Below are 14,464 nucleotides of genomic sequence, written 5' to 3'. Positions count from 1 at the left end.
TGCAAAATTAAATCTCTAGGGTCACACCTTCACGGGCTACAAGACCGCCACCCGGACGCATCTGTTCAAGCTCGCGCGCGACCCCATCCATAAATCCATCTGTATGGCTTGGATCATGATGGAACACCGCTAATTGCTTCACATTGGCAGCGTCGCATAAGCGCACTCCCTCTTGCCAGGTCGAGTGCCCCCAACCTGTGTAGGTTGGGTATTCTTCATCCGTATAGGTGGAATCGTAAATCACGAGATCTGCACCCTGGATCAATTTTAAAATATTTTCGTCTAGCTTGCCTGGTGTATGCTCCGTATCGGTCACATAGCAAACGGCTTTACCATCGAAATTCACACGATAGCCCGTTGCGCCTTCCGTATGATTCAGCGGCGCAGTTTCAAGCGTTACATCATTGCTCAGAAAAATGGTTTCACCGGCTTCAAAATCCGTCCAGATGATCGTTGCTTCCAAAACATCGACTCCAATTGGAAAGAGCGGCGTATCCATGATTGATTCCATCACGCCTTTTAACGTACGGCCACGTGGCTTTAAATGCCCCGCCCACATTTTTAAACGACTCTTCGCAGAATAAGCCGGCTTGAAAAAAGGGAACCCCACCACATGGTCAATATGGGTGTGGCTCATGAAGATATCATAGTTGAGTTCTTTACCGGAAAGCTTATCACCTAAATTTTTCATGCCCGTACCCGCATCAAAAATCAGGTTAAAATCGCCGCAATTCACCTCTACACAGGAGGTATTCCCCCCGTATTTAAGCGTATCTTCTCCTGGGCATGCGATGGACCCACGCACTCCCCAAAAACTCACCAAAAACTTACCTTTATCTGACATTGGGCCTAAACTACTCTTTATTTATGTACAAATACTTAACATCCATGCAAAAAAAAAGCACCGATTAAATCGATGCTCTCTTTGTATCTATATAAGAAACCTTGACTATGCGTCTTCTTTACCTGATGCATCGTCTTTTTTAGCTTCAGCTTTTGCTTCTTGTTGCTCACCAGGACCTTTGCCAAGGAAAGAGAACTTATTGTTGAATTTCTCCATTTGACCGGTCTTCTTAAAGTGAACGCCACCCACCCATGCTGGATGAGTTAAAGGATCAATATCGAGACGCATCTCTTTTTGACCAAGCGTTGAACGTGTTTTAAATTTCGTACCATCTGTCATTTCAACAGTGATTTCTTCGTATTTCGGGTGGATGCCTTCTTTCATGGCGCGCTCCTAATGTTTTATTCGAGGCGGTTGTCTAACGCTTAATCTCTTTGCAATCAAGTAAAAAAGCGTTAGTTTTAAGTTCTTATGAGACAGTTTCTATCACTTTTCGTACTTCTTTTGCTAGCAGCCTGTGCAAACCCACATAATGCTCACTACTATAAGCATGGTACTTTGCACCCTGAAATACTTGAACGTATGAAAGCCGAGTGCCTTGTTCTTGGCTTTCAAGATAGCACCCCCGCCATGGCCGAATGCCGCAAAGACCTCGCTCAAGATTGGAAATATAATATCGAAGCAAATCGCCGCGGACGTGATTTACGCCCAAGTTTCGGCATCGGTTATGGCATCGGCGGACGCAGTGGCGGTCATATTGGTATGGGCCACGGTTGGTAAAAGTATCAGCCCGCCTGCCGAATCATCTCGCCAGCGATCATAGAAGCAGAGACAGCAATATTGAGCGAACGACACTCATTTTGCATTTCAATGAGCACTCTTTCATCTGCAGCAGCATGCACTTCATCAGGAACGCCCGCACTTTCGCGCCCCATTAAAAGAATATCATCTTTTTTATAATTTATTTCCGTATAAGGTTTCGCCGCCTTGGTCGTCGCTAGAATAAGCCTCGAACCTTCCGTCGATTTTTGGAATGAATTCCAGTCAACATGGCGGATAACCTCAGCTTTATCGAAATAATCCATCGCCGCTCGACGCATCTTTTTCTCATCCAAGGGGAAGCCACAAGGCTCGATAATATGCAACGGCAACCCCATACATGCACAAAAACGTATCAAGGTTCCGAGATTTTGTGGAATATCCGGTTGAAAAACTGCGAGCTGCATCCTATTAGTGTCTCCAATAAACTAATCTATTCTGGATTTAAGCATGTCTACAAAAAGCGCAAGCGCTAAAAACTCTAAAAAGAAACACGAAGGCGAAACCCGTCGTGACTTTATGGTACTAACAGCAACGGCTCTCACAGCTGTGGGTGGCGCGAGTGCCATTTGGCCGTTCATCGATAGCATGAACCCGGCAGCCGATACCTTGGCTCTCGCTTCAACTGAAGTAGACCTTGGCGCAATTGCAGAAGGCCAAAGCATTACCATTAAGTGGCGCGGCAAGCCTGTTTTTATCCGTCACCGTACGCCGCAAGAAATTGCGGATGCACAAGCCACTGAGATGGCTGACCTACCGGATCCACAAACCGATGCAGAACGCATCACCGAAGGCAAGCCTGAATGGCTTGTTATGGTCGGTGTTTGTACGCATCTGGGTTGCGTTCCACTCGGTGAAGCAGGTGATTTTGGCGGTTGGTTCTGCCCATGTCACGGTTCGCACTATGATACCGCAGGCCGTATTCGTAAGGGCCCTGCTCCGACGAACCTTGCAATTCCAGCATACACTTTCCTAAACGATACACGCATTAAAATCGGATAACGACTTATGGCACTAAATCACAAATCTCCTTATAAGGGCTGGGTTGGCTGGTTCGACGAACGACTTCCTGTTTTATATGCGGCTGATAAAGTCGTGGGAACACGTCATCCAACGCCGAAAAACCTCAATTATATGTGGAACTTTGGTTCACTAGCGGGCATTTGCCTCATGGTGCAAATTCTCACCGGTATTTTCTTGGCGATGAATTATACCGCCCATGTTGATATGGCGTTCGATTCAGTTGAGCGCATTATGCGTGACGTCAATTACGGTTGGTTGATTCGTTACATGCACGCCGTTGGTTCCTCGATGTTCTTTATCGTCGTCTATATCCACATTTTCCGCGGACTCTATTACGGTTCTTATAAAGGACCACGTGAAGTTCTCTGGTGGATGGGTGTCATTATTCTTATTCTAATGATGGCAACTTCGTTTATGGGTTACGTCCTACCATGGGGCCAAATGAGCTTCTGGGGTGCGACGGTGATTACCAACTTATTCTCGGCCTTCCCATTGGTGGGCGAAAGTATCGTACAGCTTCTTTGGGGCGGGTTCTCGGTTGATAATGCAACATTGAACCGTTTCTTTTCGCTTCACTACCTGATGCCATTCTTACTCATTGGCGTGGTTGGACTGCACATTCTTGCGTTGAATGCGCATGGTTCAAACAACCCGCTTGGCATTGATGTAAAGTCGGATAAAGACACAATTCCATTCCACCCTTACTATTCGACTAAAGATATGTTTGGTTTTGGCATCTTCTTCCTTATCTTCGCATGGTTCTTGTTCTTCGCACCCAATAGCTTAGGTCATCCGGATAACTATATTGAAGCAAATCCACTTGTCACACCGGCGCATATCGTGCCTGAGTGGTATTTCTTACCGTTCTACGCGATCCTTCGTGCCGTCGTATTCGATATTCCATTATGGTTAATCGGTGCAGGTATTGCAGCCATTCCATTCGGCATTAAAATGCTTGAACGTATTGGCATTGAACTGCCGATCGAACTGACTAAAGGTGGCAAAGCCAGCTTAATCGCAGGGGGCGTAACATTCGCCATCATCATGTGCTTCACAGGTACGGTTATCGAATCAAAACTTGGGGGTGTACTCGCTATGTTCGGCGCTTTGATTGTACTTTTCTTCCTCCCATGGTTAGATTTCAGCAAAGTTCGTTCAGCGCGTTTCCGTCCGGTTTACCGACTCTTCTTCTGGATATTGCTGGCTGATTGCATCTTACTAGGCTACCTCGGTGCGAAACCGGCTGAAGGTATCTATGTCATACTTTCAATCATCGGAACGGCTTATTATTTTGCACATTTCCTTGTGGTTATGCCGTTGGTAAGTTACTTCGAAAAACCGCTACCATTGCCCGATAGCATTAATAAACCTGTCATCACACGTAAGCGTGCAAGCGCGTAATTGAGAGAAAAGACCATGGCTAAAAAACAGCAAGATCTAAACGGAAAACTCCAAGGCGTTGCCATGCTTATCGGCTTAGTCATCGTGGCGAGCCTCGCTTATGCGGTGTTCAGCGGCGGACATGGTGATGGCGAAGAACTCCCAGCAACCAAAACTGCTCGCCATGCAAAACAAAGCCACTGGGCATTTGACGGCCATTTTGGTACATTTGACCGTGCTGCTATCCAACGTGGTTTCCAAGTCTATCGCGAAGTCTGTTCAGCCTGCCACGGCATGTCACGTATCGCCTTCCGTAACTTGCAAGAAGTGGGCTTCTCAGAAGCAGAAGTGAAATCTCTTGCGGCTGAATATAGCTACGCGGCATTGGATGGTGAAGGCGAAGAAATTGAACGCCCAGGCAAACCGTCTGACCGTATTCCTAGCCCCTTCGCGAATGCAGATGCCGCACGTGCAGCCAATAACGGCGCCTTCCCTCCTGACTTGAGCTTGATGGCGAAAGCTCGCCCGGATGGGGCAAACTACATGCACTCGCTGCTCACTGGTTACGAAGATGCACCGGAAGGTTTTGCACTGGGTGAAGGTCAATCTTACAATCCCTATTTCGAAGGTCGCCAGATTGCGATGGCTGCGCCACTCGTGATGGATGGTCAAGTGTCATACGAAGATGAAACCGATGCCAGCATGGATCAAATGGCGAAAGATGTCGTGACGTTCCTGCAATGGGCGGCTGAACCTGAAATGGAAGCGCGTAAGCGCATGGGCCTGAAGGTTCTCTTATTCTTACTCGTCTTCTCTGGCTTCTTCTACGTTGCTAAGAAACGTGTTTGGAAAGACGTCCAATAATAACCACCCTTCACATTTTTATTCATCGGAAATAATCAATGCGCGCTTACTATTCTCTAACCATTTTAGTAAGCGCGTTTTTGCTTTTACTCGTTCAACCCATGTTGGCGAAAATGCTTTTGCCTCATGTCGGTGGTGCTCCTTCTGTTTGGATCGCAAGCATGCTTTTCTTCCAAACCATGTTGCTCGCAGGCTATGGTTATGCTGCATTAACCACCCGTTACTTAGATTCAAAAACCCAATGGAAATTTCATCTCGGATTATTCGTTGCAGCCATCGCTATTGCTATTCCCGTCGCACTCAAGCTGCCTGAGTTTTCAGCAACTGGCCAGCCTGTTAGTTGGGTACTTCTGAGCCTGACTTTTACCATTGGCGCTCCCTATTTCATTTTATCCGCTAGCTCTTCTTTACTACAACGCTGGTATCATAGCTCTACTGGTGAGGAACCTTATTTCCTTTTTAGTGCAAGTAACGCAGGGAGTTTTCTCGGCTTATTCTCTTATCCGCTTCTGCTTGAATGGGTACTCGATCTTGAACAGCAATTGCTTTATTTCGGTTATGGTTTTATCTTGCTGTTGTTACTTTTTTCAGGGCTTTACCTCTGGTTAAAAGCGGATCTTGAAAAAAATTCAAAGCAAAAAACCTCCTCTTCTTTAGGCGCTCTTGTGATACTGCATACGCTTTTTTGCGCCTTTCTACCCTCGGCGCTTTTCCTCGCACTGACCCTCTATATCACCACCGATCTTGGGTCTTTCCCTCTGATCTGGATCATCCCTTTAGCCCTCTACCTGCTTAGCTTTGTGATTGCCTTTGCCGCCTGGGGAGAAAACGTTATTTTGGCATGTCAGAAATTCCACCCTATCGCTATGATGATGGCGGTTGTCGGCACCTTGCTCCCCCCTATGCCAGAAATTATTATCATGCATTTTCTGGCGTTTATGATTATTGCCATCAGTTGTCATGGCCAGCTCGCCCGTATTCGTCCCACTCCCGAAAAACTTACCTTCTTCTTTTTCTTCGTTTCTTTGGGCGGTGCCTTAGGCGGGTTCTTTAACGTACTCGCTCCTAGCCTTTTCAATGACACGTATGAATATGCTGGTTTAGTTATCATTTCGCTACTTGCACTACCCGCAAAAAGAAAAGTCTCAGATCTCTTTGCACTTCCTAAACAGGAAAAATTGAAAATCCTTGGTGGGTTCAGTATTATCGGAATCGCTATTACCACCTTTTGGTTACCTTCTGACCCACCCACTACTGGATTTGAAAAAACATTATACCAGTCACGTAATTTCTACGGCGTTTCGAAAGTGCAGCAAACTCCTCTAGAAAACGGCCATTTTATTAACAGATATCTACACGGCACCACTCTTCATGGCATGCAGTCAACAGTCCCTGAACTCGCTTTAGAACCCACCAGTTATTATTCACCAATTGCCAAACTCATCAAACATTTCCCTGATAGTTATTACAAGAAACCCTTTGCAGTTATTGGCTTAGGAACAGGCACGACGGCGTGCTACGGACGCAAAGGTCAGAGTTTCGACTTCTTCGAGATTGACCCAGATGTCATAAAAATTTCCCAAGCCCCCAACCTCTTCACCTATCTTGATCAATGCCCTCCCACCATCCGTATTATTGAAGGGGATGGGCGCATTATGCTGGACCAACAACCGAACACGATCGGCTATAATTTACTCGTCATAGACGCCTTCACTTCGGATGCAATTCCAATGCATTTAGTGACCAAAGAAGCAGCCGAACTATACTTGAAGAAGCTTAGTCCTAAAACTGGCATGCTCGCCTTCAATGTTTCAAATCGCTACTATAACCTCACTCCCTTTATCACACGAATTTCTGAAGAGCTGGGAGTGCTGGCCTATAAAAATAGATTTAAGTCTAACTCAAACGAACTCAGCTTCACTTCTGATTGGGTGATCGTGGTCCCTGCAAATTCCCCATGGACCTCACAAATTACGGAACTTGGTTTCAAATTACAAACCAGTGATCCTGATACACCGCTTTGGACCGATAACTACTCACACATCATTCCAGCCATCCGTATGAAATAACCCTCCACTTTATTCTTTCCCTCCGAAACACCGTAAGATTACATTTATACTAGATTTTTCGGTGATACCTGCACACTATAGAGAAAAGATAAACTGACAGGATAGATTTATGAGTGCCGTAATTTGTGGCTATGCCCGCTCCCCCTTCACCCCAGCCCATAAAGGCGAGTTAATTGAAACCCGCCCAGATGATATCGGCGCTGCCGTGATTGATGGTTTATTGGAAAAAACAGGTCTCGATCCAGCATTAGTTGAAGATGTGGTTTGCGGGTGTGCTTTTCCTGAAGGAGAGCAAGGCTTCAATCTAGGCCGCCAACTGGTATTCTTAAGCAAACTCGAAAATAGAACCGGTGGTAGCACCGTTAACCGCTGGTGTGGATCGTCTATGCAAGCGATCCATATGGCTGCAGGCAGTATCGCAACAGGCGCCGGTGAAATTTTCATCGCTATCGGTGTAGAAAGCATGACGCGTATTCCGATCGGTGGCTTTAACCCAATGCCGAATCCTGAGCTTTATGAAAGCTATCCAGAAGCCTATATGAATATGGGCGAAACGGCGGAAGAAGTGGCCACGCTCAAAGATGTCTCCCGCGAAGCGATGGAGCAATTCGCACTCACTAGCCATCAAAAAGCAGCGGCGGCAGATTTCAGCAAAGAGATCATTCCCGTTAACGGCGTCACAACAGATGGCTGCATACGTGGTGATTCCACCGTTGAGAAAATGGCGACATTGAACCCAGCCTTCCGCGCAGAGGGACGTGTAACTGCAGCCACGAGCTCGCCTCTAACCGATGGAGCAGCAGCGGTTATCGTCGCTAGCGAAGAAGCCGCAGATCGACTCGGCCTCCCCAAACTCGCCCGCATTAAATCGATGGCAGTGGCAGGTTTGGAGCCTGAGATTATGGGACTCGGCCCCATCCCCGCCAGCAAGCTCGCCTTAGAACGCGCAGGTTTAACTGCCGCTGATATTGATATCTGGGAAATTAACGAGGCATTCGCCGCGCAAGCTATCCCTGTGCAAGCGGAGTTAAACATCCCTGCCGACAAACTCAATATTGATGGCGGTGCGATTGCCCTTGGGCACCCACTCGGCGCATCAGGCGCGCGTATCACCGGTAAAGCCGCACAGCTTTTGCATGATACAGGCGGCAATTACGCCGTCTCTAGCATGTGCATCGGCGGCGGTATGGGCATTGCGACGGTATTAGAAAAAATCTAAAGCCGTTCGAACTAAAATAAACGCACTTGGGTCAGTCGGTGCTGAATCGCATCGACCACGGCATCGGCCCATACGTTTGGCGCTAGCATACCCATTTTGCGTTCAAAGAAACCTTTGGCGACGATGAGCGTTTTGAACTCTACTTTTTCGCCGAAACGATCGCGACACTCTGAACGGAAATCGCCTAAGCCATCGACCAAGCCCAACTCATGTGCTTTTTTACCGGAGAAGATCGTACCGGAAAATAACTTCGCATCCGTGCCTTTAAGTTTATCGCCACGACGCTCTTTCACGTAATCAACAAAGCCTTCGTAAATATCAGTTTGTGCTTCTTTAAGTACTTTCACATCGGCCGGTTTTTCCGGCTGGAAGGGGTCAAGCAACGCTTTGCTCTTGCCGGATGTATGCACTCGGCGCTCAATGCCATGCTTAGCCAGCAAGTCTTGGAAACCAAAGCCTGCCGCGATCACGCCAATACTGCCGACGATGGAAGCCTCCATCGCAAAAATTTCATCGCCTGCACAGGCCAGCCAATAGCCACCTGACGCACCACAATCTTCAATAAAGCAAAGTACTGGTACATTTTTCTTATCTGCATGATAGCGAATTTCTTGTGCAAGAAGTGCGGATTGCACCGGTGAACCACCGGGCGAATTAATCACCACCGCGACCGCTTTTAGGTTCCCAACTGAGAATGCTTTTTTGATAAGCGGTGCGTAAGTATCCGCCGTAAGACCGCCTTTACTAAAGCGTCCACCTTGACCAATCACGCCCTCAAGGCGGACCACGACAACATTTCCTGGAGGTGAGATAAGTTTTCTCTGCACCGGTTCGGCGACTTTACATAAAAAGCCAATACAACGTTTTGCTGGGTTCATGCTGCCTTACTTATTGCCTCAACCCGCAGAAGTCTATACATAATCGCCCATGACTGCGACTGCTACCAATGCTCCACAAGAACTTGCCCACACGCGTGCGCTCGTTGCAGGCGATATTGGGCGTGTTAATGAGCTGATCATTGCCTATGCTGAAAGCGATATTCCGCTGATCGGGCAAATGATTCGCCATGTTGTACTTTCCGGCGGCAAACGCCTACGCCCGGCCCTTACCTTGCTCTCCGCGCGCATGATGGGCTATAATACTGACGGTACCCGCCATATCGCCCTCGCCTCTGCGGTTGAGTTTATCCATACTGCTACCTTGCTGCATGATGATGTAGTAGATGAATCTGCGTTACGCCGTGGCGAAGATACGGCCAATGAAGTTTGGGGAAATTCTGCCAGCGTGCTTGTCGGCGATTATTTGCTTAGCCGCGCTTTCCAGCTGATGGTGTCCGACGGCTCACTCAAAGTGCTGAAGATTCTCTCCGATGCCTCCGCTATTATCGCGCAAGGCGAGGTACTACAGCTAACCACCGCCAATGTCCTAGAGACGACGATGGAGCAATATCTTGAAGTAATTATCGGTAAAACGGCGACGCTTTTTGCCGCTGCTTGCGAACTCGGCGCCGTAGTGACAGAGCGTGATGAATGGGAAGCGCCGTTACGCAGCTTCGGCATGAATCTCGGCATTGCCTTCCAAATGATGGATGACGCACTCGACTATAGCGCCAAGCAAGAAGCCCTCGGAAAGAGCATCGGCGACGACTTCCGCGATGGAAAAATTACCCTGCCCGTCATCCATGCTTTCGCCAATGGAACCGATGAGGAGAAGGCGTTCTGGGAACGTACCATGGGTGAACAGGAGCAAGAGGAAGCTGACCTCATGACGGCGTTAAAACTCCTTAGAAAATACGATGCGGTTGAACATACGGTGAATGTCGCACGCCAATATTGCGACAAAGCGCTACAAGAGATCGCCGCCCTTCCGCAGAGTGAAGAAAAGCAAGCACTGCTTGAAATCACCGATTTCTGTATAAAACGCGCGTATTAAACCCATAACGTCATTACCCGACTTGTTCGGCTCATGACGAAAGATTAAGACTTGCATCTTCTTTCCATTGCGCCTAGAAAATGCGAATGATTATCAATTACAGGGATTACCATGTCGTTTAAATTCAAACTCATTATCGCTATTCTCGCGATTTCTACCCTAATCCGTTTCGTTGGCCCTGAACTCACGGAAGTTGAAAAACCAGCCGAACCGATAGAGCATGCATCGACCGAAACCCGCTTGCAGCATTATGAAGGCGAGGTCGTTGCAACGACCGAAATGGCTAAAGCCCTCCTGAATAAAAAGATCATGCGGATTGGCAAGATCATCGCCAAACCAAAATTAGAAGGTGCTGATTTAGAGAGCATCCATGAGCATAGCTATTCGCTCGAAACGGCAATTGATAAAATCCGTGCCGATAAAGGCGCTGAGGAAAAAATTATTGACGCAGCAGATGAAGCAATTCAAGCTCTACATTACGCCTCGGAGAACCATGAAGAAGCCGTAACACGGGAATGGTTCGGTAAGTTAGTGACCGCTTCAGGTAAACTTTAAAGCGCTGCACTTCTATCATCCTGAGGCTGCGCCGAAGAATCTTTTGATCCTTCGCTTACGCTCAGGTTGACAGAAAGCTACATAACATTCGCATCAAATACGATGACAATAAAATGCGAATGATTCTCATTTAACTATTGACACCCTTACCTATACCCAATACATCCATCTTTCTTAATTGAGAATGATTCTCACTACTAAAACTAAAAGGAGCCCTCCCCATGCTTAAACTTTCTACTCTGGCCGCCACGAGCCTTATGCTTACCTCTTCTTTTGCTTACGCGGCAGATACCCTGCCTTCTAAAGCTGAACTTTGGAAAATGATCCAGCTCCAGCAAAAGCAGATTGAAGCCCTACAAAAAGGCCAAAAGCAAACAGAGGCGACCGTAGAAAAGACCGTTAAGCAGGTTAAAAAAGCAGAAAAGAAAGTTCAGAACGTCGAAAAAATCGCCAATGCTGGAAGCTACAGTTCTAATGATAGCAGCATGGGCTGGTGGGATAAAACCTCCCTCGGCGGTTACGGCGAGCTTCACTATAATGGCGGCGATACAGACGAAATCGACTTCCACCGCTTCGTCCTTTTCGTAGGTCATGAGTTTAACGACCGCCTACGTTTCTTTAGTGAACTCGAAATAGAACATGCGCTTGCAGGCGAAGGCAAGCCCGGCGAAGTAGAGCTAGAACAAGCCTTCCTCGAATATAACATCACGGATACGCAACATGCGAAAGCCGGTCTATTCTTGCTTCCTGTTGGTATCCTGAACGAAACACACGAACCGAACACTTTCTACGGTGTTGAGCGTAACCCTATTGAGAAAAACATCATCCCGGCCACATGGTGGGAAGCGGGTGTTGGCCTCAATGGTGAGCTTGGCGAAGGCTTCAGCTATGATGTCGCGCTTCACTCTGGCCTAAACACGCCAACCACGGGCAGCAAAACCTTTAACATCCGTTCGGGTCGTCAAAAAGTGGCGAAAGCTTCTGCAAAAGATGGTGCAGCAACGGGTCGTATCAAATGGACAGGCCTGCCGGGCGTTGAACTCGCCACCTCACTTCAATATCAGCAAGATGTGGCACAAGGTTCTTTGACGGAGTCAGCAGATGCGACATTGTGGGAAACCCATGCCGCGATCAACAAAAATGGCTTTGGCCTACGTGCTCTCTATGCGCGTTGGGATATCAATGGTGCTGACGCCGCCGCTGCGGGCAAAGACGAGCAATATGGTTGGTATGTTGAACCATCGTACCGCTTTGCAGTGACGGACGAAGATGAGATCGGGTTATTTGCGCGTTATAACGAATATGATAACAGCGCAAGCACCAGCACCGACACCAAATTTACCCAAGTTGATTTCGGTGTAAATTACTGGCCTCACCCCAATGTGGTGCTGAAAGCAGATTATGCGATTCTGGATAATCCGTCTGGCACCGCCGATGATGAGCTTGTGAATTTGGGCGTTGGCTTCCAATTCTAAGCATGTACAAAGGGTACGTGAAATTTTTACTCCTACTCGTGACAGTTTTGCTGATGCCATTGACGGCATCAGCAAAAGATGTCTATCAAGACCCTGACACATTCGTTGCGGAGAGTTTTGACGATAAGGCGCCTAAAATGCAGCGCTATCTTCCAGACGAAGAGCTACAGAAACCAATCAATAAGATCATGCGCCATAAATATAAATTGCGGGCATTTCCTTACTGGCGCAAAGGTGATCGCACGGTTTGGATTTTAGAAGAAATTGGGAAATATAAACCCATCACCACCGGCATTGTGGTAAAAGAGGGTGTGATTGAAACGCTCAAAGTATTGGTCTACCGCGAAAGTCATGGCTGGGAAGTGCGCTACCCTAGCTTCACCGATCAGTTTAAAAACGCGAAACTCAAAAACAATAATAAGCTCGATACACCTATTGACGGCATCTCTGGTGCGACCCTTTCGGTAAAGGCACTGACGCGCCTTGGCCAGCTCGCACTCTTTTTCCATAAGCAGGTAATGGAAAATGGATAAAAAACCTCGCCGCAAAATGGGATGGCGCTTACGCGTACTACGCTGGCATCGCCAAATCGGCCTTGCCGCATCACTGCTCATGGTGCTGCTGGCCGTCACCGGTATTATCCTAAACCATAATAGCGCACTCGAATTACAACATCAGGAAATCAGCAGTGAGTGGCTGATGAATTGGTATGATATCGACCCTGCACAAGTGGCAGAAGGCTATACCGCCCCCCTCTCGCTTGACCGCGTGATGCTCGATTTACATACAGGAAGTTTCTTTGGCAGCTACGGTACGATCATGATGGATGCGGCGGCGATTATCTTGCTGCTGCTTACCTTTACCGGCATCTATAATTGGTACCGCAGCCCACGCAGGATGAAGAAATGAACCGCCGTCGCTTCCTAACATTGATGGGTGCGACCGCGGGCACGGCAATGCTCCCCATGCCGTTACTTGCAGCGATCAAAGACCAAAAACTCTATCGCTGGCGCGGTATTTTACTGGGCGCAGAGACCGGTTTCCAACTTTACCATGAGGAAGCGGGTGCTGCCAAAGCGCTCATCGACAAAGCCGTCAGCGAAATTCAGCGGCTAGAGAGCATCTTCAGCCTCTATCAAGCAAACTCCGCTTTATCAAAACTGAACCGAGACGGTTATCTGCACGAAGCGCCGAATGAGCTCACAACCCTCTTAACACAGGCAAATCACTATAGTCAGCTTACCAAGGGCGCATTTGATGTGACCGTCCAGCCGCTCTGGAAGCTCTATAGTAAGCACCCCTCGCCCACACCAAAACAACTGCAAGAGACGCTCGCGAAAATTGATTATCGCCATGTCGAAATTGATGAGAATTCCCTACGCTTAGCCCACCAATCACAAATCACCCTCAATGGAATCGCACAAGGGTTTATCACCGATCACATCACGCAAATGCTCAAAACCGAAGGCATTACCAACACACTGGTCGAACTCGGTGAGACTCGCGCGCTTGGGGGCCATGCAGATGGTCGGAACTGGAATATCGGTTTGCGTGATAGTGCCGGTGATATTAGCGATATCGTAAGCCTTGATAACCGCGCCCTCGCCACTTCTGGCGCTTATGGAACGGCGCTGGGTCAGCATCACCATTTGCTCAACCCACACACGGGTAAGAGCGCCAAGCATCATACGAGCGTGTCTATCCTCGCGCCCAATGCGACTTTAGCCGATGCTCTATCCACAGGCCTTTCCATCATGCCTTATGCGCAAGCAAGAGCCATTATCCATACATTGGACAATGTCGAAGCGCGCTTTAGCTAAGCTTGCGAATCCATTCGCGTATACCGGCTTCGACCAAATCTAACACCAGTTCGAACCCTTGATCCCCGCCATAATAGGGGTCCGGCATATCGCGATCCGTAAACATCTCGACCTTAGCCGTAGCGCCGCCGGGGCGATTATCCTGCAACCATTTCAGATGAGAGCCATCCATCGCTAAAAGATAATCGAACGCCGTATAATCTTGCGGCGTCACCTTGCGCGAGCGAAGCATCGACATATCATAACCACGCATTTGCGCCGCCAGTTGCGCTCTCGAATCAGGCGCTTCATCACGATGAAAAGACTGCGTCCCAGCGGAATCGCACTCAACATGCTTGATCCCCTCGAACATTACCTCCTGACGCATCACTGCATCAGCCGTCGGTGAACGACAAATATTTCCCGTACAGACAAATAAGAGTTTCTGTTTTGCTTGCATTACACGCGTTAGTAGAGCTTATTAC

At 48.0% G+C, this 14,464-nt stretch carries 17 protein-coding genes; 12 read left to right on the top strand and 5 right to left on the bottom strand.

Features of this window, described 5'->3' with window-relative positions; genetic code table 11:
• Positions 1 to 7 precede the first annotated feature (7 nt).
• Together P8P30_01160 and rpmE are read right to left on the bottom strand one after the other, a co-directional pair.
• Positions 8 to 844, bottom strand: a complete 837-nt coding sequence (locus tag P8P30_01160) for an MBL fold metallo-hydrolase (GenBank protein MDG1286154.1) — start codon at positions 842 to 844, stop codon at positions 8 to 10.
• Positions 845 to 949: 105 nt separating this feature from the next.
• Positions 950 to 1,228: a 50S ribosomal protein L31 gene (gene rpmE, locus P8P30_01155; GenBank protein MDG1286153.1), complete on the bottom strand. Its 279-nt coding sequence runs from the start codon at positions 1,226 to 1,228 to the stop codon at positions 950 to 952.
• An 87-nt stretch (positions 1,229 to 1,315) separates the two neighbouring features.
• On the opposite strand from rpmE, the gene P8P30_01150 reads away from it, so the two are divergent.
• Complete coding sequence (locus P8P30_01150; protein ID MDG1286152.1) at positions 1,316 to 1,624, top strand: hypothetical protein; 309 nt, start codon at positions 1,316 to 1,318, stop codon at positions 1,622 to 1,624.
• Positions 1,625 to 1,629: 5 nt separating this feature from the next.
• Here P8P30_01150 and P8P30_01145 read toward each other — a convergent pair whose 3' ends face one another.
• A complete protein-coding gene (locus P8P30_01145; protein MDG1286151.1) occupies positions 1,630 to 2,070 on the bottom strand; it encodes a tRNA (cytidine(34)-2'-O)-methyltransferase in 441 nt (146 codons plus the stop codon).
• Positions 2,071 to 2,113: 43 nt separating this feature from the next.
• On the opposite strand from P8P30_01145, the gene petA reads away from it, so the two are divergent.
• The 5 genes from petA (at position 2,114) to P8P30_01120 (ending at position 8,218) form a co-directional block, all read left to right on the top strand.
• Positions 2,114 to 2,665 carry a ubiquinol-cytochrome c reductase iron-sulfur subunit gene (gene petA, locus P8P30_01140; protein MDG1286150.1) on the top strand — a complete coding sequence of 184 codons (552 nt, stop codon included), beginning with the start codon at positions 2,114 to 2,116 and terminating at the stop codon, positions 2,663 to 2,665.
• A gap of 6 nt (positions 2,666 to 2,671) precedes the next feature.
• The gene (locus tag P8P30_01135) at positions 2,672 to 4,087 is read left to right on the top strand and encodes a cytochrome b/b6 (GenBank protein MDG1286149.1); all 1,416 of its coding nucleotides are present in this window, start codon (positions 2,672 to 2,674) and stop codon (positions 4,085 to 4,087) included.
• Positions 4,088 to 4,102: 15 nt separating this feature from the next.
• Complete coding sequence (locus tag P8P30_01130; GenBank protein MDG1286148.1) at positions 4,103 to 4,930, top strand: cytochrome c1; 828 nt, start codon at positions 4,103 to 4,105, stop codon at positions 4,928 to 4,930.
• A gap of 80 nt (positions 4,931 to 5,010) precedes the next feature.
• Entirely contained in the window at positions 5,011 to 6,999 is a 1,989-nt protein-coding gene (locus P8P30_01125; GenBank protein ID MDG1286147.1) for a fused MFS/spermidine synthase, read from the top strand.
• 109 nt (positions 7,000 to 7,108) lie between these two features.
• On the top strand, positions 7,109 to 8,218 hold the full coding sequence (locus tag P8P30_01120) for a thiolase family protein (protein ID MDG1286146.1): 1,110 nt from the start codon (positions 7,109 to 7,111) through the stop codon (positions 8,216 to 8,218).
• 11 nt (positions 8,219 to 8,229) lie between these two features.
• On the opposite strand, the gene P8P30_01115 is transcribed toward P8P30_01120, so the two are convergent.
• Positions 8,230 to 9,096, bottom strand: a complete 867-nt coding sequence (locus tag P8P30_01115; GenBank protein MDG1286145.1) for a S49 family peptidase — start codon at positions 9,094 to 9,096, stop codon at positions 8,230 to 8,232.
• 49 nt (positions 9,097 to 9,145) lie between these two features.
• Between P8P30_01115 and P8P30_01110 the strand changes: the two genes are divergently transcribed.
• From P8P30_01110 to P8P30_01085, 6 genes are all read left to right on the top strand, one after another.
• A complete protein-coding gene (locus P8P30_01110; GenBank protein ID MDG1286144.1) occupies positions 9,146 to 10,150 on the top strand; it encodes a polyprenyl synthetase family protein in 1,005 nt (334 codons plus the stop codon).
• 111 nt (positions 10,151 to 10,261) lie between these two features.
• The gene (locus P8P30_01105) at positions 10,262 to 10,705 is read left to right on the top strand and encodes a hypothetical protein (GenBank protein ID MDG1286143.1); all 444 of its coding nucleotides are present in this window, start codon (positions 10,262 to 10,264) and stop codon (positions 10,703 to 10,705) included.
• Positions 10,706 to 10,926: 221 nt separating this feature from the next.
• Entirely contained in the window at positions 10,927 to 12,180 is a 1,254-nt protein-coding gene (locus tag P8P30_01100; protein ID MDG1286142.1) for a porin, read from the top strand.
• Positions 12,181 to 12,197: 17 nt separating this feature from the next.
• Positions 12,198 to 12,713 carry an FMN-binding protein gene (locus P8P30_01095; GenBank protein ID MDG1286141.1) on the top strand — a complete coding sequence of 172 codons (516 nt, stop codon included), beginning with the start codon at positions 12,198 to 12,200 and terminating at the stop codon, positions 12,711 to 12,713.
• A complete protein-coding gene (locus P8P30_01090) occupies positions 12,706 to 13,089 on the top strand; it encodes a PepSY domain-containing protein (protein MDG1286140.1) in 384 nt (127 codons plus the stop codon). The genes P8P30_01095 and P8P30_01090 overlap by 8 nt, the downstream gene beginning before the upstream one ends.
• Positions 13,086 to 14,000 (top strand): FAD:protein FMN transferase, encoded by a 915-nt coding sequence (locus P8P30_01085; protein ID MDG1286139.1) that lies wholly within the window; start codon positions 13,086 to 13,088, stop codon positions 13,998 to 14,000. The genes P8P30_01090 and P8P30_01085 overlap by 4 nt, the downstream gene beginning before the upstream one ends.
• Here the strand turns inward: P8P30_01085 and P8P30_01080 are convergent.
• The gene (locus P8P30_01080; GenBank protein ID MDG1286138.1) at positions 13,993 to 14,439 is read right to left on the bottom strand and encodes a low molecular weight phosphotyrosine protein phosphatase; all 447 of its coding nucleotides are present in this window, start codon (positions 14,437 to 14,439) and stop codon (positions 13,993 to 13,995) included. The genes P8P30_01085 and P8P30_01080 overlap by 8 nt on opposite strands.
• Positions 14,440 to 14,464 lie beyond the last annotated feature (25 nt).

The sequence above is a fragment of the Rickettsiales bacterium genome, from assembly GCA_029252805.1.
Classification (GTDB): Bacteria; Pseudomonadota; Alphaproteobacteria; order Rickettsiales; family JALZUV01; genus JALZUV01.
This window is presented reverse-complemented; position numbering and strand designations above follow the sequence as displayed.

Excerpts from the sequence above, each read along its gene's own strand:
- P8P30_01160 (MDG1286154.1), bottom strand. The coding sequence starts at position 844 with ATGTCAGATAAAGGTAAGTTTTTGGTGAGTTTTTGGGGAGTGCGTGGG.
- rpmE (MDG1286153.1), bottom strand. The coding sequence starts at position 1,228 with ATGAAAGAAGGCATCCACCCGAAATACGAAGAAATCACTGTTGAAATG.
- P8P30_01150 (MDG1286152.1), top strand. The coding sequence starts at position 1,316 with ATGAGACAGTTTCTATCACTTTTCGTACTTCTTTTGCTAGCAGCCTGT.
- P8P30_01145 (MDG1286151.1), bottom strand. The coding sequence starts at position 2,070 with ATGCAGCTCGCAGTTTTTCAACCGGATATTCCACAAAATCTCGGAACC.
- petA (MDG1286150.1), top strand. The coding sequence starts at position 2,114 with ATGTCTACAAAAAGCGCAAGCGCTAAAAACTCTAAAAAGAAACACGAA.
- P8P30_01135 (MDG1286149.1), top strand. The coding sequence starts at position 2,672 with ATGGCACTAAATCACAAATCTCCTTATAAGGGCTGGGTTGGCTGGTTC.
- P8P30_01130 (MDG1286148.1), top strand. The coding sequence starts at position 4,103 with ATGGCTAAAAAACAGCAAGATCTAAACGGAAAACTCCAAGGCGTTGCC.
- P8P30_01120 (MDG1286146.1), top strand. The coding sequence starts at position 7,109 with ATGAGTGCCGTAATTTGTGGCTATGCCCGCTCCCCCTTCACCCCAGCC.
- P8P30_01115 (MDG1286145.1), bottom strand. The coding sequence starts at position 9,096 with ATGAACCCAGCAAAACGTTGTATTGGCTTTTTATGTAAAGTCGCCGAA.
- P8P30_01110 (MDG1286144.1), top strand. The coding sequence starts at position 9,146 with ATGACTGCGACTGCTACCAATGCTCCACAAGAACTTGCCCACACGCGT.
- P8P30_01105 (MDG1286143.1), top strand. The coding sequence starts at position 10,262 with ATGTCGTTTAAATTCAAACTCATTATCGCTATTCTCGCGATTTCTACC.
- P8P30_01100 (MDG1286142.1), top strand. The coding sequence starts at position 10,927 with ATGCTTAAACTTTCTACTCTGGCCGCCACGAGCCTTATGCTTACCTCT.
- P8P30_01090 (MDG1286140.1), top strand. The coding sequence starts at position 12,706 with ATGGATAAAAAACCTCGCCGCAAAATGGGATGGCGCTTACGCGTACTA.
- P8P30_01085 (MDG1286139.1), top strand. The coding sequence starts at position 13,086 with ATGAACCGCCGTCGCTTCCTAACATTGATGGGTGCGACCGCGGGCACG.
- P8P30_01080 (MDG1286138.1), bottom strand. The coding sequence starts at position 14,439 with ATGCAAGCAAAACAGAAACTCTTATTTGTCTGTACGGGAAATATTTGT.